Origin of the sequence: Neisseria sp. 83E34 (assembly GCF_001308015.1) — a bacterium.
GTDB lineage: Bacteria > Pseudomonadota > Gammaproteobacteria > Burkholderiales > Neisseriaceae > Neisseria.
Genome location: NZ_LGYH01000004.1, coordinates 205,780 through 227,412, shown reverse-complemented (window position 1 = coordinate 227,412; position 21,633 = coordinate 205,780). Strand labels below are relative to the sequence as shown.

Here is a 21,633-nt window from a genome sequence, read left to right as displayed (position 1 = left end):
CGGTACTGTTTCTAATATGGCTTCTATTACAACTCCGGAGTTAACGGCCAAAGCCAGTCCGAACGGCGTATCTGCGGTAACGGGAATGCCTCTGGCGGTAGGCATCCATCTCGCGACGGATGTACCTAACGCCCCAAATTACGCTAACGGAATGAAGCAGATTTATCTTTGGTATGGTCTTAATAAATGTCGAAGAGAAGGGAAAGATCGTCGTGTAGCTGAAGCAGACATAAATTTACGTTTAGGAGGAGACAAGGAAAAGGCTTATGAAATTTTAAAGAAAAATGGATGTTTGTAAACGCTTAATTATTATATTAGGGATATTGAATCATGAAATATATTTTCACCAGCATACTGTCTATTTTGGCAACAGTGTTGTTTTTTAATTTTGTATCTGCGGCCCCAAAAAATTTCACGGCGGATATTTTATCAAGCAATAAGGAGGCTGCTGTAGATGAGCGGGGGATTTATTTGGACAGCCACTTGAATTATAAAAACTGGCAGGTTGCAGTATCCGAAACACTGGAACAATATAAAACAGGTTCCAATTTACTGATAACCAACAGTCAAAATCCATTTGCTATGTTAGTTAAAGACAACGATGCTGGACATATTGAGGGAGTGTTAATTTCTGATAAAGATAAGAAAGGGCAAATATTATGTAATACAAATAGAGTTTGGGTTGGCTTTGATGGGGATGTGGTTGACGAGGTAGTTATATATGATGGTGTTCCTTCAACAAAAAAGCCTACTTATGAAGTAACATTAAAAAAACAAAACGGTAAATGGGAATTTGTGGAAAGAACAATTGCCGAATGTATATAACAATTTTAGCCTTATAGGTACGGTTATCCGCTCCATTTTCGCGTAACCGCATATGTCGTCTATCCAAAACCGTTTGAAAAAACTGTCGGTCCCCGTTTTCAGAACGTTCAGACAGGCCTATGCCTGTCTGAAAATACAAAGCTGCAAAGATATTTTAAATTAAAACAGTGAAATTGCCTTCCTGTGGGACGGCAGCCATCTGCTACAAGAACAAATTTCAGACGGCCTCTACACCTATATCTATACCGATGCAGACAGCTACGAACCGCTGGCGCAAATTCGCAGCTACACCGACACAGACATTGAAGACAAACAAGAAATCAATTATTTCCACTGCGACCAAATCGGCCGGCATACCGCGTGAGATGACCGACAAAGACGACAAACTGATATGGTTTGAGAACTATGACACTTAGAGGCAAATTAACCAAAGAGACTAATGTAACGGGAAGGGCGTACCAGCCGTTTGGGTTACGGAACCAGTGTTGCGACAGGAAAACCGGGGTGCATTACAATTTTTCCGTTATTACGACCTAAATCAGTGGATACTCTTTTTGACGAATGAATATTTGCACGCAAGACAAAGATAATAAAGCTGGTGATTACTCACCAGCTTTATTATTCAGGCACACAATATGGTATATAAAATGGATATAACCTGAAATTCGTTATGTTAATAAATCAGGTTACAATAAAATCTGGCAGAGAGGAAGGGATTCGAACCCTCGATACGCTATTCACGTATACACGCTTTCCAGGCGTGCGACTTCAACCACTCATCCACCTCTCTGTGGAAATTAAATTGTATTGTTTTTTCAGATGTTTGGCAAGAATGCTTGTCTGAAAAACAAACAACCCAACCAAATTTTAGTCAGGCTGTTTTTAATCTGGTGCCCAGGAGAAGACTCGAACTTCCACACCTGTGAAGATACTAGCACCTGAAGCTAGCGCGTCTACCAATTCCGCCACCTGGGCTTGAAATTAAATTATAATCAAAGCAAATTTTGGCTGGTGCCCAGGAGAAGACTCGAACTTCCACACCCGTGAAGATACTAGCACCTGAAGCTAGCGCGTCTACCAATTCCGCCACCTGGGCTTTGCTTTAATTTATGATTTACGTTAAAGTGCTAACGCACGAAACGAAGCTCAAGATTATAAAACCTTAAAAAAAAATGTCAATTAGAAAAATGAAGAAAAATATTAAATCTCTAAATTTAAGAGAAAAAGATCCTTATTTGGATCGTGAAAAACAACGTTATGAACATCCGTTACCCAGCAGAGAATGGGTTATCGATTTATTGGAACAAGAAGGTGTTCCACTGAAAATTGCAGCGTTGGCCGAAAAATTATCGATTACGGCCGATGAATATGAATTTTTCGAACGCAGAATCAAAGCGATGGCGCGTGACGGGCAAGTATTGATTAACCGTCGCGGCGCAGTGTGTGTGGCAGACAAACTGGCTTTGGTTAAATGCCGTATTGAGGCGCATAAAGACGGTTTCGGCTTCGCCGTGCCTTTAGTTGACAACAAACAAGGCGATTTTGTTTTATATGAAAAACAGATGCGCGGGCTGATGCACGGCGATATTGTGATGGTGCGTCCCGGTGGAGTGGATCGTCGCGGCAGGCGGGAGGGGCAGGTTCTGGAGATTCTGGAACGAGCCAATAAAGATGTGGTCGGCCGCTTTTATCTGGATCGCGGTGTAGGTGTATTGGTGCCGGCGGATAAGCGGCTGAGCCAGCCAATTTTGCTCGAGCCGGAATCTGTGGCTGCGCTGAAACCGGAATCGGGCCAAGTGGTGATGGTAGCAATTGAGAGCTATCCTGAAGGGCCTCATCCTGCTGTGGGCGCTTTAACTGAAATATTGGGCGACTATGCAGATAGCGGTATGGAAATTGAAATTGCTGTGCGCAAACATCATTTGCCGCATCAGTTTAGTGATGCCTGTCTGAAAGCTGCCGAAAAAATTTCTTCTACCGTATCTCAAAAAGATATGAAAGGCCGCGTAGATTTGCGCGATTTACCCTTGGTAACCATAGATGGAGAAACCGCAAGGGATTTCGATGATGCTGTGTACGCAGAAAAGCAGGGGCGGAATTATCGGTTGATAGTGGCTATTGCCGATGTGAGCCATTATGTGAAACCCGCTGATGATTTGGATAAAGATGCTTACCAGCGCGGCACCAGCGTTTACTTTCCCCGACGCGTCATTCCTATGCTGCCGGAAAAGCTTTCCAATGGCATTTGTTCGCTGAACCCTGATGTTGATCGCTTATGCATGGTATGCGATATGCATATTTCCTATTTGGGCAATGTGAAAGAATATAAGTTTTATCCTGCCGTAATGCGCTCTCACGCCCGCCTGACTTATACCCAAGTTTGGCAATGGCTGGAAAGCAGCGAAAGCAATCCTCATAAAAAAGAGCTGGACACCTTATACAAACTATTCGGTATTTTGCAAAAGAAACGCCAACAGCGCGGCGCGATGGAGTTTGAAAACATTGAAACGCAAATGCTTTTTGATGATAACGGCAAAATCGAGCGCATCGTGCCGGTGGTGCGGAATGATGCGCATAAGCTGATTGAAGAATGTATGCTGGCGGCCAACGTGTGCGCGGCGGACTTTTTGTTGAAAAACAAACATGGCGCTCTATTCCGCAACCATTTGGGCCCTACACCTGAAAAGCTGACCGCGCTGCGCGAGCAACTCAGTTTACTCGGCTTGAGCTTGGGGGGCGGAGACAAACCCGCGCCTAAAGATTATGCCAAGCTGGCCGAACAGATTTCAGACAGGCCTGATCAGGAATTGCTGCAAGTAATGATGTTGCGTTCCATGCAGCAGGCGATGTATGAACATAGCAATGAAGGCCATTTCGGTTTGGCTTATGATCACTACGCCCATTTCACTTCGCCCATCCGCCGTTATCCTGATTTAACTGTACACCGCGCCATCAAAGCCGTGTTGCAGGGTGAGATGTATAAGCCGCACGAGCCGTGGCAGGCAATGGGCGTGCACACTTCGTTTACCGAGCGCCGTGCCGATGATGCCAGCCGCGATGTTGAAAACTGGCTCAAAACTTATTACATGCGCGATAAAGTAGGCGAAGTATTTGAAGGCAGGATTTCCGGCATGGCAAACTTCGGTGTATTTGTTACTTTAGATGATATTCATATCGAAGGCTTAATCCACATCAGCGATTTGGGCGAAGATTACTTCAATTACCGCCCCGAAATTATGGCAATCGAAGGCGAACGCAGCGGCGTACGCTTCTCTATGGGCGACCGAGTTACCGTGAAAGTAGCACGTGCGGATTTGGATAACAGCAGAATTGATTTAACCTTAATCAAAGGCGGTGAAAAAAGTAAGAAACGGAGCAGAAAAACCACTAAAGATATAGACAAACCAGCAGCCAAATCAGCAAAAGCGCGTAACACACGCAAAACCGACAAAGAAAAATCTCCTACCCGCGCTTCTGGCAAATCGGCGAAATCCGGCAGGTCTGCCAAATCGCTGAAACTGGTAGACGGTAGAATCACGCTGGTTGCAGAGTCGCCTGCAAAAGCCAAAACCAAAGCTGTCAAAACAGAAAGCGGTAAACGCAAAAAAAGCCGCAGCCGGAAATAAAATCAGCGGTTTTAAACCAATCAATGCCTGTCTGAAAACTTTTTTCAGACAGGCATTCCTTTTCGATCACACTTTGCGCCTGATTCGATTGAGCATACCCAATGCCAACACCACCAGCACTGTACCCGCAACATCGGCCACACCCAAATCCGCATTGAAAAACCACCAAGCCAACACAGCGGCGAAAATCGGGTTGAGCAGATGGAAAGCAGAAGCATTGTCCGAACCAAACCAGCGCACCAGCTGAAACCACATCACCATTGCCACGCCGGATACCACAACCACCTGATACCAAAGCGATAATGCAAACACCGGCTCTGCCATCGCAGCAGGCCATTGCGTCGGGTTGGAAAAAGGCAGCAGAATCAGCCCGCCAAATAAATTTTGAATACCGGTAAGCGGCAAAACTTGGTGGCGCGAAGCTGTAAATTGATAAAACAGCGTGCCGCCCGCCAGTGCCAACATACCAAGTATGGTCCACACAATACCGATGCTCCAGCCGGTTTCCGGCATTTTTACCGACAACACAATATACACGCCCCAAAAACCTAAACTAATCGCCCACCATTGCAACCAAAACCATTTCCGTTTCACACAAGACACTACAAACGTTGTGACAAAAGGCATGGTCGACACCACAAGCACCACCAGCTCAGGAGAGACTGTTTGCAGGCCGGTATAAGAAAAACCAAGATACAGCACATAATTCAATATGCCCAAAACCATGCCGTGCAGCCATAAGCGCTTGTCCGCCCAACTACCATCGCCCTGCCCGCTGCGTTTTACCCACCAACAAACGGCAAAAAGCAACGCGGCCGCCAGCAAGAAACGCAAACTCAACACATCCAGCGGAGGCAGATATTCCAAACAATATTTACCCGCAATAAAGGCAGACGACCACAACAAACTAAACACAATACCGAAGACCAAACGCATAACATATCCCTTATTATGAAATGGTCAAGGCAAATTAACATAAGCTATTCGCCCCTTATTTCGTTGTTTAACGAAATAAGAAACGGCAAATCTCTTTAAAATAAAAATAACCCAATCACCGCCTGCCGATGATCAGGTTTACAAAACAACTTATAATCCAAATGCCTGTCTGAAAAAAGGGAAAATCATGTCGCTTGCCCATCATTTCACCCACACCGCCCACCTCATCGGCCACCCCAGCCGCGCCCTGATGCTGGACGCTTTAATCGGCCGCGAAGAATTAAGTGCAACCGAATTAGCAACTGCAGCGGGCATTACCGCGCAGACCGCCAGCGTACATTTAAGCAAGCTGCTCCACGGCGGGTTAATCAGCATGAAGCAGCAAGGCAGAAGCCGCTTATATCGAATTAGCAATCCACACATTATGGAAGCTTTGCAGCAATTAGCCATGCTGGCGCCCCAAGAACAACGTTCAACCACGCATAATAGCCATACTCTACGCGTATGCTACGGCCATATGGCAGGCAAAATTGCCATAGAAATCAGCCGAGCCCTCAGCGATGCCGGTTTCATCGAACTAGACAAAGAACGCGAACGCTTCAACCTCACAGATAAAGGATTAAAGTGGCTGGCCAATTTGGATATAGACACCCGTGAATATCCGCCCCACACCGCCGCCTGTATGGACTGGACAGAAAAATCCTTCCATTTGGCCGGTTGGCTCGGGCATGAACTGCTCGCCGCATTTGTAGCCAGGGGCTACGTTTACCAACCGTCACATGAAACCCGTTTCTTACAATTGACGGAATCGGGACAGCGGTATGTGAATGGGCTTAAGAAGCAGGTGATTTAACATTCCCTGATAAAATATTAATTAAACACAATGCCTGTCTGAAAACGGTTTTCAGACAGGCATTGTGTTTAGAAACTATATACAAAGCGACGAATACGAAGACAGTACAAGGTAGTATGGCAAGGAGCAGCAAGGCCGTAGCAAAAGTTAAGTTTACTTGCTACACAAACCGGCCTCTATCTCCATTGCCTTTTGAACCAGTTACGTAGAGTGTGATTTTATATTTAGCCATATCAAAGGCTACAAAAATTTTGAGGCAATTAGAAACCGCTTCCAATTGCCTCAAATATTAATCAGCATTCTACTTGGCTCACATCACGCACCGCGCCGGTATCGGCGGAAGTCGTCATGGCCGCGTAAGCGCGCAAGGCGGCGGAAACGTGGCGGTCACGGTTGTCGGGTTTCCACGCTTTGGCGCCGCGCGCTTCCATTTCGCTGCGGCGCTCGGCCAGCTCTTCATCGGAAACAACCAAGCGGATGCTGCGGTTGGGGATGTCGATTTCGATGGTGTCGCCCTCTTTCACCAAACCGATAGCACCACCCTCCGCCGCTTCGGGCGAAACGTGGCCGATGCTCAAGCCGGAAGTGCCGCCTGAAAAACGGCCATCGGTGAGCAAGGCGCATTCTTTACCCAAGCCCTTGGATTTCAGGTAAGAAGTCGGATACAGCATTTCCTGCATGCCCGGGCCGCCTTTCGGGCCTTCGTAACGGATAATCACAATATCGCCGGCGACGATTTGGTTATCCAAAATGCCTGCCACGGCAGAATCTTGGCTTTCAAACACGCGCGCGCGGCCGGTAAATCTGAGAATGCTATCGTCCACGCCGGCGGTTTTCACCACGCAGCCGCGCTCGGCGATATTGCCGAACAGCACAGCCAAGCCGCCGTCTTGCGAATAAGCGTGTACTTTGCTGCGGATGCAGCCGTTTTCGCGGTCGAGGTCGAGCGAAGGCCACAGCCTGTTTTGTGAAAACGCTTCGGTGGTACGCACGCCGCCCGGCGCAGCTTTGTAGCGGGCGTGTGCGGCTTCGTTGGCAGGGTTCATCACGTCCCATTTCTCCAGCGCGTCTTTCAAGGTTTTTTCGTGAACCGTGGAAACGTCGGTTTTCAGGCAGCCTGCGCGGTCAAGTTCGGCCAAAATGCCCATCACGCCGCCCGCGCGGTGCACGTCTTCCATGTGGTATTTCTGTGTGGCGGGTGCGACTTTGCACAAGCACGGCACTTGGCGGCTGATGCGGTCGATGTCGGCCATTTTGAAATCCACCTGCGCTTCGCTGGCGGCGGCCAACAGGTGCAGCACGGTGTTGGTGGAACCGCCCATTGCTACGTCCAAACTCATGGCGTTTTCAAACGCGGCTTTGCTGGCGATGCTGCGCGGCAACACGCTTTCATCGTCTTGCTCATAATAACGTTTGGTGATTTCCACAATCAGACGGCCTGCTTCCAAAAACAGCTCTTTACGGCCTGCGTGCGTGGCCAGCAGCGAGCCGTTGCCCGGCAGCGACAAGCCTAATGCTTCGGTGAGACAGTTCATCGAGTTGGCGGTAAACATGCCGGAGCAGGAACCGCAGGTCGGGCAGGCGGAACGTTCCACCGCCGCCACTTCTTCGTCGCTCACGTTATCGTCGGCGGCATCCACCATGGCATCGACCAAATCCAGTTTGCGGGTGTCGGTAATATTGGCAACGCCGATCACTTTGCCCGCTTCCATGGGGCCGCCTGAAACGAACACGGTGGGAATATTCAAACGCATGGCGGCCATCAGCATGCCGGGGGTGATTTTGTCACAGTTGGAAATGCACACCAGCGCGTCAGCACAATGCGCGTTCACCATGTATTCCACCGAATCGGCAATCAAATCGCGGCTGGGCAGGCTATACAGCATACCGCTGTGACCCATGGCAATGCCGTCGTCCACCGCAATGGTGTTGAATTCTTTTGCCAAACCGCCTGCTTTTTCGATTTCGCGCGCCACGAGCTGGCCCATATTGTGCAAATGCACATGGCCGGGTACAAATTGGGTAAACGAGTTGGCAATGGCGATAATCGGTTTGCCGAAGTCTTCGTCGGCCACGCCGGTGGCACGCCACAGCGCGCGGGCGCCGGCCATATTGCGGCCGTGGGTGGAGGTTTTGGAGCGGTAAGCTGGCATGGTTGGTGTCCTTCGTAAAAGTTTTAGTATGAGCCGCCGGTGGCTGCTTTTGTAAATCGGTAAAAAATTGCGCTTATTTTATACCAAACGCAGTCAAGCGTTAATAAATGTGTGTTGCAAGCTTTCAGACAGGCATCACGCATTTCCAGTATAATGCCTGCCTGAAAATATTATGAGCAAAGCACGATTTTATTATGATTATCCACCCTCAATTTAATGCCGCTGCAATAGATTTTGAATTTATAGTCATCCGCTGGTATGCGCTCAGCTATGTTTTGGCATTCATTCTGTTTATGCTGCTCGGCCGCCTGCGCATCAAACAAGGGCACACGGTTTTTACCAAAGAAATGCTGGATGATTTGTTAACTTACGGTGTGTTCGGCGTGATTCTGGGCGGGCGCTTGGGCTATGTGCTGTTTTACAAATTTTCCGAATACATCAGCGATCCGGTTTCGATTTTCAAAATCTGGGAAGGCGGTATGTCTTTCCACGGTGGATTTTTAGGTGTGCTAGTGGCGATGTGGTTGTTTGCCAAACGCAGAAATCTGGGCTTTTGGCAGGTTACCGATTTTATCGCGCCACTCGTGCCGCTGGGGCTCGCTTCCGGCCGCATCGGTAATTTTATCAACGGCGAATTATGGGGCCGCGTTACCGACCCTGCCGCATTTTGGGCAATGGGTTTTCCCCAAGCCGCTTATGAAGATGCGCAACTGGCTGTCAATAATCCGGAATACATGGCCTGGCTCCAACAATTCGGCATGTTGCCGCGCCATCCTTCGCAGCTTTATCAATTTGCACTTGAGGGGCTGGCTTTATTTGTGATCGTGTGGATTTTTTCCCGTAAACCGCGCCCTACCGGCCAAGTTTCCATGGTGTTTCTGGCGGGTTACGGTTTATTTCGCTTTATTGCCGAGTATGCGCGCCAACCGGACGACCATTTGGGCTTGCTGACTTTGGGTTTGTCTATGGGCCAATGGTTGAGCTTGCCGATGATTGTGTTGGGCGTAATCGGCTTTTTCTGGTTTGGCAGCAAGAAAAACGGCGGCTGATTCCGCCAATCTATATTTTTCAGACAGGCATTAATATTTAGTATGCCTGTCTGAAAACATCAGGAAATATTCATGTCTAATCAAAGATTGATTTACGGCTTTCATGCCATTAATGCCCGCTTGTGGCAAAACCCCAAAAGCATCACGGAAATTTATATTCAGGAAGGTAAAAACGATGCGCGCACGCGCGAAGTGCTGCAAAAAGCTGCCGACGAAAAAGTGCGCGTGCATTTTGCCGATGCAGATCGGCTAAACAAGCTTAGCAAAGGCATGCGCCATCAAGGCGTGGTCGGATTTATCGACGCTTCGAAAAACCATGTGCATTTGGAAGATGTGTTGGAAAACTTGAGCGAACCGCCGCTTTTGCTGGTGCTTGACGGCATAACCGACCCGCATAACCTCGGCGCCTGCCTGCGTACGGCCGACGCCATGGGCGTACACGCCGTGATCGCGCCAAAAGACCGCAGCGCCGGCCTGAATGCCACGGTAAGCAAAGTAGCCTGTGGCGCGGCTGAAACCGTGCCTTACATCACCGTAACCAACCTTGCCCGCACCTTACGCGAGCTGAAAGAATACGGTATTTGGATTATCGGCACCGATATGGAAGGCGATTCGGATTTATACCATTGCGACCTGCCCGAAAGCGTGGCTTGGGTAATGGGTAACGAAGGCGAAGGAATGCGCCGCCTCACGCGCGAACATTGCGATATGCTGGTGTCGATTCCCATGTTCGGCACCGTTGAAAGCATGAATGTATCGGTCAGTACCGGTATGGTACTGAGCGAAACTCGCCGCCGCCGCACCTTGCAATCGGAACAGGCTTAAGCTTTTACCGTCAAAAAACAATGCCTGTCTGAATCTGCTTTTCAGACAGGCATTCCTCAAAATATCAATAGCCTAAGACCGAACCCTATTTTTTTGTTATCCTTACACCTCACACAACACATTGACCTGAATTAATGTACCAAACCATATTACCTAAAAAAAACATCCCCGATTGGTTACAAGAGCTTGTCCGGCTCAACAACATCGGCAGCGTCCTCACCAGCGTTACACAATGGCTGCGCAAAGGAGGCAGTAAAGACGCGGCTGCACGCATGGACTTATTGCTGCAAACACTCTCCGACCATCCCGAAACAGCAAGAGAAATAGGCATCCAATTCTACCGCTGGCTCAACAACACCCATATCTATCCCGCACTCGTTTCACTCGGGATTTTCTCGCGCAAAGGCTTCGGCAAAGAATTGGGCAAACGCATTTACGACCGCTTCAGCCCGCCGCCCCACGATCCGCGCAGCATTAAAAACATGTTTGAAAAGCTTTTCTACCGCAGCAGCGACATAGAATGGCTGGGCGCTATCCCGCCGCGCCAATGGCTGCGCCTTTACGATTTGCTGGCGGCCCACACACCGGAAAACATTCTGCAGGCAACCCGACGCAATTTCCAACATGCCAATCTTCATGCGCTTGAAATGCTTTCTATCTGGATTGCCGCCGAAGAGCTAGATCCGGATTTAATGCGGCTTGATCCCAAACTTCTGGAAGTGGACTCTTCCTTTATCGCGCTCAAGCGCGAAGTCACTTTGTTGATTGATCATTATCAGCATGAAAAAACAGAAATATTTGATGATGCGCACCTGCAAGTGATGCTTGAACAATCCCGTTCACATATCGAAAGACTGCGTAAAAAAGGCGTGTGCGCCGGCACAGGCTCTTCAATTGCCGTGTCGCACCTATTAGAGCGCCTCGAACAATCGCTCAACCGGCTAACCATGTTGCTAACCATCCAAACTGCTACCGACAACCCTTCGCGCCGGCGGCATCTGATTGAGCTTTTACAAACCATGGCTTATTCTGCTGCCGAACAAAAAAGTACCTCCCTGCTTTGGCGGCGCAGTGTGAAAATGCTGGCAAAAAGCATCAGCCAAAATACCAGCTACCGCGGCGAAAAATACATTACCAGCTCGCGCAGCGAATATTTCGGCATGCTGCGCGCAGCAGCAGGCGGCGGCGCGGTTATTGCTTTTATGGCCCTTTTGAAACTCAAACTCGGCATGATGGGGCTGAGCAAGCTGCAATATGCCATCTTCTCCAGCCTCGATTATGGTTTAGGCTTCGTGTTTATCCATATGATTCATTGCACGGTTGCTACCAAACAGCCCGCAATGACGGCCTCCAGCATTGCAGAGCAAGTGGAGCGGAACGACTCGGGTAAAGCTGTTGACCAAAAACTGGCCAAATTGTCGATAGACGTTATCCGTTCGCAAGGTGTGGCCGTGTTTGGCAATGTGAGCGTGGCCATGCTACTGGCGATGTTGATTACTGCCGTTTATTATTTTCAGACAGGCATGCCGATTTTGGATGCTGAAACCGTACAGAAGCAATTTAAATCGGTACTGCCTTTAAGCGAACCTTCTCTGATTTATGCCGGCATCGCCGGCGTGTGGCTGTTTTGCGCCGGCATTATTTCAGGCTTCTTTGATAACCGCGCCGACTACCTGCATCTGCGCCAGCGTCTCAATCAGCACCCTCTTCTCGTTAAAATCCTGCCGGCTAAATGGCGCGCCTATTTAGCCAATTATGTGCATCATAATTACGGCGCGATTATGGGTAATTTTATTTTCGGCGTGATGCTCGGCAGCACCAGCTATATCGGCTACCTCCTCGGTCTGCCGCTGGATATCCGCCATGTGGCATTCTCATCTGCAAACATTGCTTATGCCGCCGCAAGCGATCTGACCAATCCGATTATGTTTGGCTTTTACCTGATATGCATTTTCTTAATCGGCATAGTTAATTTATGGGTAAGCTTTACCTTGACGCTTTGGGTGGCTCTACGCTCGCGTGATGCACATATTGATAGCTTCCGCAAGCTTTTCAACAGCGTGATTATGCAAATCCGCACCAACCCGCTCAGCCTGCTGTTCCCGGTCCAAGCTGCCGGCCAAGTAATTAAAGAAACGCGCCAGGCTTCAGGGCAAACAAAAGATAAAGACAACACATAAAAAATTATGCCTGTCTGAAAATAATTCAGACAGGCATAGACAATAATATCTCATCAAGAGCTATCAATGGACACGCTTAATATTTTCTTCCTCGTTACCGCACTTTTATTGTTTGTCAGCGTTATCGTCAGCCGCATTTCTGCGCGGGTCGGTATGCCTTTGTTATTGGCCTTTCTCGGTGTCGGTATGCTGGCGGGGGAAGACGGTATAGGCGGTATCAAATTCGACAGCTTCACCGGCGCCACTTTCGTCGGACAACTGGCATTGGCAATTATTCTGCTGGACGGCGGTTTACGCACCAAATTCGAAACTTTTCGCATCGCCCTAAAACCCGCATCCATTCTCGCAAGCTGGGGCGTGTTGGCCGGGGTGGGTTTGCTTGGCATTTTTGCCACTTTTTATATGGGCATCGACTGGAAACTCGGCATCCTGATGGCCGCTATTGTCGGCTCTACCGATGCGGCTGCCGTATTTTCCCTACTTCGCAACAGCGGCGTACGGCTAAACGCCCGTATTCAGGCTACCTTGGAGTTGGAAAGCGGTATCAACGATCCTATGGCGATACTATTGGTCAGTGTATTGATTAATCTGATTATGCAGCCTGAAGCCACAGGCTTTCTTTCTATTGTGCAAATGTTTGTTTTGCAACTCGGCTTGGGGCTGTTGTTCGGTTGGCTGGCCGGCAAAACTTTGGCCTTCATATTGGGCCAAATCCGGTTGGCCGAAGGTTTGTATGCCATCTTGATTGCTTCGGGCGGCCTTTTGGTGTTTTCGATAACCAATCTTAGCGGCGGCAGCGGTTTTTTAGCAGTTTATCTGGCTGGCGTCTTAATTGGTAACTCGCGCAATAGCTCGGTTGAACACGTTCTAAACGTAATGGATGGCTTGGCATGGCTGGCACAAGCCGCGATGTTCTTAGTGCTCGGCCTGCTGGTAACGCCTTCCCGCATGTTGGAACACGGTATGGATGCTTTGGTAATTGCAGGTTTCTTAATGCTGATTGCACGCCCGCTGGCCGTATACTCATCAATTAAATGGTTTCATTACAGCAAAAAGGAGCTCGCCTATATCAGCTGGGTAGGCTTGCGCGGTGCCGTGCCAATTACGCTTGCGATTATGCCTTTAATGATGGGCGTGCCCAATTCCCGGCTGTTATTCGATGTGGCCTTTGCGGTTGTGATTCTTTCTTTGCTGATACAAGGCACGACCATTCCTTATTTGGCCAACAAGCTGCAAGTGGTGCTGCCACCGAAACCTGAGCCACTTTCTTACCGCGAAATCTGGCTCGCCCGCAATCTTTCCGTTGGTTTGCAATCGTTTAAAGTAGCCGCCGGTTCGGAAGCAGAAAACAGCCACCCTTATGTGATGACGCGCCCCGAAGAGTTTGCAGACAGCCGCCTGTTTGCACTTATCCGCAACGGCAAGCCTGTTCAGGTAGGCATGAACACGCAAATGCAGGAAAACGATACTGCATGGTATATCCTGCCTGAAGAAAAAGGCGATGCCTTCGCCGAACAGTTTGCAGATTTGAACGATCACACAACGGAACAGCAATTTTATGGCGAATTTATTCTCAATCCGGAAGTAAAAGTGGGCGACTTAGCACAAGTTTATGGTTTTACGGTGAAAGAAAATGAGGCCTATCTCAGCCTCGTTGACCTGTTCAGAGCACGTTTCGGCGACATACCCGTAGCCGGCGACCGCATCATGATTGATAATTTTTGCATTACTGTCAAAGAGTTGGACGAGCAAAGCTATATTAAAACTTTCGGTTTGAAAATACCCAAACAACAAACTGATATAACACATTGAAAATAATAATTAAACATGCCTGTCTGAAAATGAAATTAAAACATTTTCAGACAGGCATGTTCAATTCAATTATAAGAAATTAATCTAGTGTCCACTGAACCCAACCCATTTGCCAAGTCAGCAAAATCAAGCCGCCGAATATGATTCGATAATATGCAAAAGGTATGTAGTTTTTCGCACTCACAAATTTCAGCAGAGCTTTCACAGCCAATAAACCGGCAACAAATGCAGCCACAAAACCAACAACAATTAAACCAATATCCTGCAAACTGAATAATTTATAGTTTTTCAAAATGTCATAAGTTGTGGCCATAATCATAACCGGCACAGCCAGGAAAAATGAAAATTCCGTAGCCACTTTTCTATCCAATCCCCAAAGCATCCCGCCCATAATCGTGCTCCCTGAGCGCGAAGTTCCCGGCACCAAAGCACAAATCTGCGCCAAGCCTACTATCAAGGCATCTTTAGGCGACATATCATCTACACTGGTCACTTTGGGCTGATGGCTTTTGGCACGTTTCTCAACCCACAAAATAAAGAATCCGCCCAATACAAGCATAGTTGCCACACTAATCGGATTAAATAATACCGCCTTGATTTGTTTACTGAATAAAAAGCCAACAACTGCAGCAGGAATAAAGGCAATAATCAGATTGACCACAAAACGATTAACCGCCCTGTCCTTACCCACATAATTAACCACATGCTTAAAACGGATACGGTATTCGAAAATCACTGCCAACACGGCACCTAGCTGAATCGCAATCTCAAATACTTTACCGTTACTTTTAAAATCCATCAAATTGCCGAACACAATTAAATGCCCCGTGCTGGAAATCGGCAGAAATTCAGTTAAACCTTCAATAATCCCCAGAATCAGGGCCTTAAATAACAATACAATATCCATATCTATAAACGGCAGTCAGCCTTTTATCCTTTTTAATGATTTAATCTAATTAAATAACGACAGCAACGTATTAAAGAGACGAGACTCTATAACACCATCCCTAATTCTCTATTGCTATAAAATAATCGAATATTTTTATATCCGGCTACTTAAAGTTATATCTAAAAAACGGGATTTATATCACAAACCAATCTATCGGCTTGATAATGAAGACAGGCAGCCGTAAAGACTGCCTGAAAGGACGGGTTGCGTTTCCTCACCCATCAGATGATTTGTTTACTGGTTAGCCGTTTTAGCGAAAAAAGCACCTTTACTTTTCAGTTTGCTTTCGACTTTTTGAGGTGCTTTCATACCGCGCTCTTTACGCACTTTGTCAACAAGCTCCTCAATCGTTTTCACGCCTGCATGCCAATCACCGTGGAATTTCACTTCGTATTTACCGCCAACAATCACGATGGGAGTGCCTTCAATTTTGAATTCCTCTGTGAGCTTAGCCATTTTTTCGGCTGCAGCTTTATTCGCAGGCGAATCATAAGCAGCAATCAGTTTTTTTGCATCGAAAGAATTTTGCTCGGCCGCCCATTTTTTGAAAGTTACCGAATCAGCCAAATTGATTTTTTGTTCATAAATCGCTTTAAACACGGCCGAATTTGCCTGATATTTCAAACCGGACTGATTCACAGCTGCAGCTACTTTGGCAAAGCCCAGCATTTCAGGCTGCCAAACCACATGTTCTGTACGCAGATAAGTATCGCTTGGCCAAGTCTTAGCTTGTTTTAACAAAATAGGATCAAAATGATAACAATGCACACAGAAGTAACCGAAAAATTCCAAAACCTCAATTTTATCTGCTTGTGTTTGCGGAATCGGTTTTTCCAAAACCTTATAATCCTGTCCTTCAACCACCGCCGCAGAAGCATTCGCAGCCAAAGCAACCCCTAAGCCTATAGCCAATATGATTTTTTTCACTTTCATGAACAATATCCTTAAATTTATTTCACAGAGCGGGCAAAATTATTGATACCGCGCTGTTTCAATTTCTTCTGCGCCGTTGACGCTTCCTCAGCACTCAAAACGCCTGTCTGAACTCGATAAACCGTTTTACCGTTTACCTCTGCCTGCACAACGCTGGCAGATACGCCCGCCGCAGCCAGTTTTCCGCGCTGAACTTCGGCGGCCTGCTGATCATTATATGAGCCGGCTTGAATGATCACTTTGCCGCCGCCTTTGGCAGAACTACTTTGCTGTTTCGGCTGGGCAGATGATTTGCTGTTTTGTTTTTCAGAACCTGAACGACCGCTCAATGCATCTTCAGCACGTTGTCTGTCTGCATCGGCTTCAGCTTTTTTGCGTGCTTCGGCTTGCGCTTCTTTGCGGGCTTTTTCCAAGTTGCCGCTATTCAGAATTTGCTCAGGAGTAGGCTGCACTTTAGGCTCGGTTTTAGGTTTGGCTTGAGCCTGTTTTTTAGCGCGCTCGGCTTCTGCTTTTTTAGCTTCTGCCTGTTTTTTGATCTGGGCTTGTTTTTGTGCTTCTTTCGCCGCTTTTTCCTGCTCGGCCGACATTTTTGGCTTGGTCGGAACAACGACAACAGACGGATGAGTTACCGGCTCTTCCACTATTCCGCTGCCGGCAGTTGGCGGCACAACAGTTGTTTTGTCTGCTTCTGTCGGCTCGGTTACTGTCGGAGCTTCTTTAGTTGTCGGTTCGATTGTTACTTTTGCTTCCGAGGCGGCTGGAGGCACTACATCAGCTTGCGTTTGAGAAGCGGAATCGGCTTTTGTTGCAGAAGCGCTTGGGCTTGAACCGGGCACGAGAATCTCGGGTTCGGGCACTTTATCTTCAACTTTCGGCAGTTCTTTTACCGAAGACTGGCCGTTTTTATTCAGGAAATACAGCACACCGGCAATCACTGCTGTGGCCAAAAGCAGGCCGACAAAAAAGCCGGATAAACCTTTTCCATATTGTTTTTTCGCATTCATTTACGATACCTTTAAGATTCTCTGGTTCTCTAAAAGCCGAAAGCGGCTGATAGCCTTCAACAAACTTAGCCGTTTATTCTAACAAAATATCAGGGCGGCTGCCTAACCCGTTTTACCTTAGCTTACATAATATTTTTCAATTATAAAGCTCTGCGGAAGCTGACGGCGCGCAATACATGCTGCCTGTTAACCGTTTCATCATCATTCAAATCAGCTAAGGTACGCGCGACACGCATAATTCTATGAAAACTACGTGCCGACAAAGAAAGCTTTTCTATCAAATCACCCAAAGCTTTTTTTGCCTCTTCGCTGATCATCGCTTTTTCGTCCAACTCGCTAACGCTTAATTGGGCATTGGTTTTGCCTTGACGGTTCAACTGCTTGCTTCGTGCAGCCATAACCCGCTGCAAGATATGCTCACTGCTTTCCCCTGCTTGCGCCTGCGTTAACTCTCCGGCAGGGATGCTCGGCACTTCTATGGTCAGATCAATCCGGTCGAGCAGCGGGCCTGAAATTTTATCCCGATAACGCTGTATGCTGTCAGGCGTGCAGCGGCAGGGTTTGACTGGGTGGCCGAAATAGCCGCAAGGGCATGGGTTCATGGCGGCGACCAATTGGAATTTGGCCGGATAAGTAGCTTGCCGGGCAGCACGTGAAATATGGATTTCTCCGCTCTCCAAAGGTTCGCGCAATACTTCGAGCACTTTGCGGTCAAACTCCGGCAACTCATCCAAAAATAAAACGCCCTGATGCGCTAAGGAAATTTCACCCGGGCGCGGGTCTGAACCGCCGCCAACCAGTGCAACGGCGCTGGCGCTGTGATGGGGTGATCTGAAAGGGCGGGTCGTGCTGAGGTTTTGCAGATGTTGCGGCAATAGTGAGCGCAAAGTCCAAACCGAAATCAATTCGTCATCTGTTAGCGGCGGTAGAATACCGGGCAGGCGTTGCGCCAACATTGATTTACCCGTTCCGGGTGGGCCGACCATTAGAATACTGTGGCCACCCGCTGCCGCTATTTCCAAAGCCAATCTGGCGGTATGTTGGCCTTTAACATCGCGCATATCCGGCATATTTATATTTTCAGACAGGCTTTGCCGATCCGGAGCCATAGCTTGGCTTAAAGGTTCGATGCCGTTAAGGTGCGCCGCTACTTGGGCTAAGTTTTCCGCACCGAACACGGCAATGCTGTCCATAACGGCAGCTTGCGCAGCATTTTGAGCGGGCAGCACGAAAGAGCGGCCCGATTGCGCACCTTGCCAAGCCATCGCCAAAGCGCCGCGGACAGGACGCAGGGCACCGGATAAAGCCAACTCGCCCGCGAATTCGTATTGCGCCAGTTTGTCTTGCAAAATCTGGCCGGAAGCCGCCAATACACCCAACGCAATCGGCAAATCGAATCTGCCCGATTCTTTTGGCAAATCGGCAGGCGCCAGATTAACGGTAATTTTTGCAGCGGGAAAATCGAAGCCGCTTTGCAAAATGGCTGCGCGCACCCTATCTCGGCTTTCTTTTACTTCAGTATCCGGCAAGCCGACGATGTTAAATTGCGGCAAACCATTGGCCAAATGGGCTTCCACTTCGACCAAAGGGGCATCCATGCCGCTTAATGCACGGCTGTAAATTACCGCCAAAGACATGAACGGCTTATCCTTCAGATGATGTATCGGTTTGCCGGGCAATTTCTGCAGGGGCTTCTGCGGCTGAGATTGCGGCTTCAAGTTTGGCCACACGCTCCTCCAGCTCCGCCAGCTTGGTGCGGGTTTTAATCAGCACTTGTTGTTGAATATCAAATTCTTCACGAGTAATCAAATCCATGCGGTTAAACGCGCTGCCGAGCATGGCTTTTACGTTTTTTTCAACGTCTTTTGCCGGGCTGTTGGCAATGGTTTCACTCACTTTGGCGCTCACTTCTTCAAACAGTTTCTGACCAATCATAGCGGTTTCCTTTCATAGCATGGTTTCATTTTGGATTGTATAGAAGAAATGCCTGTCTGAAAACACACAGCTGTTTTCAGACAGGCATGGGCATAACATTTACTCAGCGGTAAAACCTGCTTGAAAAACTTTGCCGTTGATGTGGATATCGGCCAAATAATCATGCCGGTTGTCGGTACACAAAGGCAGCCGCACGTTCTCTGCACGCCACGCTCCATCGGCTTGTTTTTTCAAATCATAGCGGTTAAACCCCATATCCATATTGCTCATGCTGAAGCTGAGATAAACATTTTGCACATCTTGCGGCACATTATCCATTTCAATATTAAAAGGGGCTTTGGCGCTCAGCGGCTCACTGAATTTGATGATTGCCCCGTTCGGCAAAACGCAGCCTTTTCTCACATCGCAATCTGCCGATACATTTTGCGCTTGCGGCTGCTGCTTGTTCCAAATATAAAGCGTGCCGAGTTTTATTGCGGCAAATACCAGCAATAAAGCGCCAATCATGATCCATTTTTTATTTTTATCCATCTTGCTTTCCCTATGCCAGTCCGGTTTGCCGATCTGCTACCACCGCGTGTGCGCCGGCTTCCAGCCAAGCTGAACGGTATTTTTCAGACAGGCATTCTTCTGCCAACACCACCAACGGCACGCCTACGCCATCTTTCAATATTTGCAAAACTTGCCTGGCAGATTCCTCACAAGCCGCTCGCCATACCACCACATCGGCATCAAACGCTTCGGCGAACTGTTCGGCATCCTCAACTAACACCCACAAACTCTCTACCTGCGGCCTCCTGCCATAGTTTTTCAGTGCTTCCGCGCTAATCAAGCAATGTTTGTGTGTCGGCTCCAGCATGGCAAACGGCACAACACGATAAGCACCCATGCGGTTTTCGCCGGTAAAGCCTGTGTCAACACTGCCTGTCAGCTCGGTCGGCACGGCCAATGCGGCCAGCACCGGCCCGTTAGCCGGCAACATGGGCGACACGGTAAAATCGCCCGCTTTCTGCCAAGACCAACTCTGCCCTTCTTTGGCCTGCAAAGTGCCCGACCAATCACCCGCTTTAACGCGGAAAAAACGCAAATGAACATGCGCGTGTTCATACATATGGATTTTGGTTAACCACGGCGTTGCATGATGGATATGAATGCCCAACTCCTCTTCAAACTCGCGTTTCAGCGCATCCAGCTCGCTTTCCTGCGGCTCGACTTTACCGCCGGCAAATTCCCAATATCCCGCATAAGGTTTGCCTTCCGGACGCGAAGCCAGCAAGTAATCGCCTTGCTCGTTTAATACAACGCCGGCAACCACGCGCAACAATGGACGGGAATCTTGCAATATATTGTTTTCTTTCAACATAGTTTAAATCGGCTTGCTCTTTTATTTTTCCGCTACAGCAAAAGCCTGCACTACATCTTTTTCATCGCTTATGCTCAGATGCACTTGCTTGATGCCCTGCTCATCCAGCCAAGACTGCAAATCCGCATCGCATAAAATTTCCGGTCGCCCCAAATGATTGTGACCGACAGTGATACGCGGAAACGAAACGATGCCGCGGATGCCGGTTCCCACTGCTTTGGAAAAGGCTTCTTTGGCAGCGAAGCGTTTAGCCAGAAAACTGATAGGTTTGCCGGCCTGTTCAAACTCAGGCAGCTCCACCTGGCTCAGTAAGCGTTCGGCAAAAGCCTGACCGTATTTTTTATAAAGCCGCTCAATGCGGTTAAGGGCAATAATATCCATACCGATTCCATAAATCATGGGCATCTCCTTCTTTTCAGACAGGCCTGTCTGAAAAACATTAATAAGGTAAAGCGCGAGCTTCAAACATCACTTTTTTCATTTGACGGATGGCTTCCGGCAAACCCAAAAATACGGCTTGCGAAATCAGCGAATGGCCGATATTCAGCTCTCGGATGGCAAGAATTTGGGCGATGGGCGTAACATTGTGTATGGTCAGCCCGTGCCCTGCGTTTACCACCAAACCCAACTCGCTGGCAAAATGAGCGCCGATTTCAATGCGCGAGCATTCTTTATGCTGCGCTTCGTGCGTGCGGGCTTCGGCATAAGCGCCCGTGTGCAATTCCACTACCGGAGCACCCACATCTTTTGCCGCTTGAATCTGCGCTTCATCAGCGTCGATAAACAGTGAAACCCGGATACCGGCTCGGGTTAAGGTTTCCGTGTATTCGGCAATTTTTTTCTGCTGTGCCAACACATCCAGCCCGCCTTCTGTGGTTACTTCTTCACGCCGTTCGGGCACAATACACACGTCTTGCGGCATCACGTTTAAGGCGTTTTCCAACATTTCTTCGGTAAGCGCCATTTCCAGATTCATGCGTGTGCGGATGGCACTTCTAATTGCAAACACATCAGCGTCTTTAATATGACGGCGGTCTTCGCGCAAATGCAGGGTTATCAAGTCGGCACCATGCGTTTCGGCCAGTAAAGCAGCCTCCAGCGGGCTGGGATAAGTTGTGCCGCGCGCATTGCGCAGGGTGGCCACATGGTCAATATTCACACCTAAGAGCATGGATTTTTCCTTTCTTTCA

General features: G+C 48.4%; 18 protein-coding genes and 3 tRNA genes. 7 read left to right on the top strand and 14 right to left on the bottom strand.

The annotated features are described in order from the left end of the window. Positions 1–330: 330 nt before the first annotated feature. Positions 331–825 (top strand): hypothetical protein, encoded by a 495-nt coding sequence (locus AKG09_RS05880; protein WP_054618523.1) that lies wholly within the window; start codon positions 331–333, stop codon positions 823–825. Between the two features lie 699 nt (positions 826–1,524). Here AKG09_RS05880 and AKG09_RS05875 read toward each other — a convergent pair. The 3 genes from AKG09_RS05875 to AKG09_RS05865 all read right to left on the bottom strand — a co-directional run bounded on the left by AKG09_RS05875 (position 1,525) and on the right by AKG09_RS05865 (position 1,921). Beyond that, positions 1,525–1,615, bottom strand: a tRNA-Ser gene (locus AKG09_RS05875). 98 nt (positions 1,616–1,713) lie between these two features. Further along, positions 1,714–1,800 (bottom strand) — tRNA-Leu (locus AKG09_RS05870). Between the two features lie 34 nt (positions 1,801–1,834). After that, positions 1,835–1,921: transfer RNA gene (locus AKG09_RS05865), tRNA-Leu, on the bottom strand. A gap of 76 nt (positions 1,922–1,997) precedes the next feature. Here AKG09_RS05865 and rnr point away from each other — a divergent pair. After that, the gene (gene rnr, locus AKG09_RS05860) at positions 1,998–4,451 is read left to right on the top strand and encodes a ribonuclease R (protein WP_082391829.1); all 2,454 of its coding nucleotides are present in this window, start codon (positions 1,998–2,000) and stop codon (positions 4,449–4,451) included. Between the two features lie 66 nt (positions 4,452–4,517). On the opposite strand, the gene AKG09_RS05855 is transcribed toward rnr, so the two are convergent. After that, positions 4,518–5,387: a DMT family transporter gene (locus AKG09_RS05855; protein WP_054618521.1), complete on the bottom strand. Its 870-nt coding sequence runs from the start codon at positions 5,385–5,387 to the stop codon at positions 4,518–4,520. A gap of 187 nt (positions 5,388–5,574) precedes the next feature. Between AKG09_RS05855 and AKG09_RS05850 the strand changes: the two genes are divergently transcribed. Further along, complete coding sequence (locus AKG09_RS05850) at positions 5,575–6,240, top strand: helix-turn-helix transcriptional regulator (protein WP_082391826.1); 666 nt, start codon at positions 5,575–5,577, stop codon at positions 6,238–6,240. Between the two features lie 293 nt (positions 6,241–6,533). Here the strand turns inward: AKG09_RS05850 and ilvD are convergent, their stop codons facing one another. Next, a complete protein-coding gene (ilvD, locus tag AKG09_RS05845; protein WP_054618520.1) occupies positions 6,534–8,393 on the bottom strand; it encodes a dihydroxy-acid dehydratase in 1,860 nt (619 codons plus the stop codon). Positions 8,394–8,587: 194 nt separating this feature from the next. On the opposite strand from ilvD, the gene lgt reads away from it, so the two are divergent. The 4 genes from lgt to AKG09_RS05825 all read left to right on the top strand — a co-directional run bounded on the left by lgt (position 8,588) and on the right by AKG09_RS05825 (position 14,259). Continuing rightward, positions 8,588–9,442 carry a prolipoprotein diacylglyceryl transferase gene (gene lgt, locus AKG09_RS05840; RefSeq protein ID WP_054618519.1) on the top strand — a complete coding sequence of 285 codons (855 nt, stop codon included), beginning with the start codon at positions 8,588–8,590 and terminating at the stop codon, positions 9,440–9,442. A gap of 72 nt (positions 9,443–9,514) precedes the next feature. Continuing rightward, complete coding sequence (gene rlmB, locus AKG09_RS05835; RefSeq protein ID WP_054618518.1) at positions 9,515–10,267, top strand: 23S rRNA (guanosine(2251)-2'-O)-methyltransferase RlmB; 753 nt, start codon at positions 9,515–9,517, stop codon at positions 10,265–10,267. A 134-nt stretch (positions 10,268–10,401) separates the two neighbouring features. Next, positions 10,402–12,447, top strand: a complete 2,046-nt coding sequence (locus AKG09_RS05830; RefSeq protein WP_054618517.1) for a site-specific recombinase — start codon at positions 10,402–10,404, stop codon at positions 12,445–12,447. Between the two features lie 66 nt (positions 12,448–12,513). Then, positions 12,514–14,259, top strand: a complete 1,746-nt coding sequence (locus AKG09_RS05825; RefSeq protein ID WP_054618516.1) for a potassium/proton antiporter — start codon at positions 12,514–12,516, stop codon at positions 14,257–14,259. A 79-nt stretch (positions 14,260–14,338) separates the two neighbouring features. Here the strand turns inward: AKG09_RS05825 and AKG09_RS05820 are convergent, their stop codons facing one another. The 9 genes from AKG09_RS05820 to pdxJ all read right to left on the bottom strand — a co-directional run bounded on the left by AKG09_RS05820 (position 14,339) and on the right by pdxJ (position 21,614). Beyond that, positions 14,339–15,166 carry an undecaprenyl-diphosphate phosphatase gene (locus tag AKG09_RS05820; protein WP_054618515.1) on the bottom strand — a complete coding sequence of 276 codons (828 nt, stop codon included), beginning with the start codon at positions 15,164–15,166 and terminating at the stop codon, positions 14,339–14,341. 276 nt (positions 15,167–15,442) lie between these two features. Next, positions 15,443–16,141 (bottom strand): thiol:disulfide interchange protein DsbA/DsbL, encoded by a 699-nt coding sequence (locus AKG09_RS05815; RefSeq protein ID WP_054618514.1) that lies wholly within the window; start codon positions 16,139–16,141, stop codon positions 15,443–15,445. A gap of 17 nt (positions 16,142–16,158) precedes the next feature. Beyond that, a complete protein-coding gene (locus AKG09_RS05810) occupies positions 16,159–17,145 on the bottom strand; it encodes an SPOR domain-containing protein (protein ID WP_054618513.1) in 987 nt (328 codons plus the stop codon). 140 nt (positions 17,146–17,285) lie between these two features. Further along, on the bottom strand, positions 17,286–18,782 hold the full coding sequence (locus AKG09_RS05805) for a YifB family Mg chelatase-like AAA ATPase (RefSeq protein ID WP_054618512.1): 1,497 nt from the start codon (positions 18,780–18,782) through the stop codon (positions 17,286–17,288). A 7-nt stretch (positions 18,783–18,789) separates the two neighbouring features. After that, positions 18,790–19,080: an accessory factor UbiK family protein gene (locus tag AKG09_RS05800; protein WP_054618511.1), complete on the bottom strand. Its 291-nt coding sequence runs from the start codon at positions 19,078–19,080 to the stop codon at positions 18,790–18,792. 99 nt (positions 19,081–19,179) lie between these two features. Further along, positions 19,180–19,611: a hypothetical protein gene (locus AKG09_RS05795; protein WP_054618510.1), complete on the bottom strand. Its 432-nt coding sequence runs from the start codon at positions 19,609–19,611 to the stop codon at positions 19,180–19,182. Between the two features lie 10 nt (positions 19,612–19,621). Then, the gene (locus tag AKG09_RS05790; protein ID WP_054618509.1) at positions 19,622–20,443 is read right to left on the bottom strand and encodes an NUDIX domain-containing protein; all 822 of its coding nucleotides are present in this window, start codon (positions 20,441–20,443) and stop codon (positions 19,622–19,624) included. A 21-nt stretch (positions 20,444–20,464) separates the two neighbouring features. Next, positions 20,465–20,842 carry a holo-ACP synthase gene (acpS, locus tag AKG09_RS05785; RefSeq protein WP_054618508.1) on the bottom strand — a complete coding sequence of 126 codons (378 nt, stop codon included), beginning with the start codon at positions 20,840–20,842 and terminating at the stop codon, positions 20,465–20,467. 40 nt (positions 20,843–20,882) lie between these two features. Next, positions 20,883–21,614, bottom strand: a complete 732-nt coding sequence (pdxJ, locus tag AKG09_RS05780; protein WP_054618507.1) for a pyridoxine 5'-phosphate synthase — start codon at positions 21,612–21,614, stop codon at positions 20,883–20,885. Positions 21,615–21,633: the final 19 nt, after the last annotated feature.

Bases quoted from the DNA above. Each gene is read 5' to 3' on its own strand.
- AKG09_RS05830 (WP_054618517.1), top strand. From the start codon at position 10,402: ATGTACCAAACCATATTACCTAAAAAAAACATCCCCGATTGGTTACAA.
- AKG09_RS05880 (WP_054618523.1), top strand. From the start codon at position 331: ATGAAATATATTTTCACCAGCATACTGTCTATTTTGGCAACAGTGTTG.
- ilvD (WP_054618520.1), bottom strand. From the start codon at position 8,393: ATGCCAGCTTACCGCTCCAAAACCTCCACCCACGGCCGCAATATGGCC.
- AKG09_RS05810 (WP_054618513.1), bottom strand. From the start codon at position 17,145: ATGAATGCGAAAAAACAATATGGAAAAGGTTTATCCGGCTTTTTTGTC.
- pdxJ (WP_054618507.1), bottom strand. From the start codon at position 21,614: ATGCTCTTAGGTGTGAATATTGACCATGTGGCCACCCTGCGCAATGCG.
- AKG09_RS05815 (WP_054618514.1), bottom strand. From the start codon at position 16,141: ATGAAAGTGAAAAAAATCATATTGGCTATAGGCTTAGGGGTTGCTTTG.
- AKG09_RS05825 (WP_054618516.1), top strand. From the start codon at position 12,514: ATGGACACGCTTAATATTTTCTTCCTCGTTACCGCACTTTTATTGTTT.
- AKG09_RS05850 (WP_082391826.1), top strand. From the start codon at position 5,575: ATGTCGCTTGCCCATCATTTCACCCACACCGCCCACCTCATCGGCCAC.
- acpS (WP_054618508.1), bottom strand. From the start codon at position 20,842: ATGATTTATGGAATCGGTATGGATATTATTGCCCTTAACCGCATTGAG.
- AKG09_RS05855 (WP_054618521.1), bottom strand. From the start codon at position 5,387: ATGCGTTTGGTCTTCGGTATTGTGTTTAGTTTGTTGTGGTCGTCTGCC.
- AKG09_RS05795 (WP_054618510.1), bottom strand. From the start codon at position 19,611: ATGGATAAAAATAAAAAATGGATCATGATTGGCGCTTTATTGCTGGTA.
- lgt (WP_054618519.1), top strand. From the start codon at position 8,588: ATGATTATCCACCCTCAATTTAATGCCGCTGCAATAGATTTTGAATTT.
- AKG09_RS05805 (WP_054618512.1), bottom strand. From the start codon at position 18,782: ATGTCTTTGGCGGTAATTTACAGCCGTGCATTAAGCGGCATGGATGCC.
- AKG09_RS05800 (WP_054618511.1), bottom strand. From the start codon at position 19,080: ATGATTGGTCAGAAACTGTTTGAAGAAGTGAGCGCCAAAGTGAGTGAA.
- AKG09_RS05820 (WP_054618515.1), bottom strand. From the start codon at position 15,166: ATGGATATTGTATTGTTATTTAAGGCCCTGATTCTGGGGATTATTGAA.
- AKG09_RS05790 (WP_054618509.1), bottom strand. From the start codon at position 20,443: ATGTTGAAAGAAAACAATATATTGCAAGATTCCCGTCCATTGTTGCGC.
- rlmB (WP_054618518.1), top strand. From the start codon at position 9,515: ATGTCTAATCAAAGATTGATTTACGGCTTTCATGCCATTAATGCCCGC.
- rnr (WP_082391829.1), top strand. From the start codon at position 1,998: ATGTCAATTAGAAAAATGAAGAAAAATATTAAATCTCTAAATTTAAGA.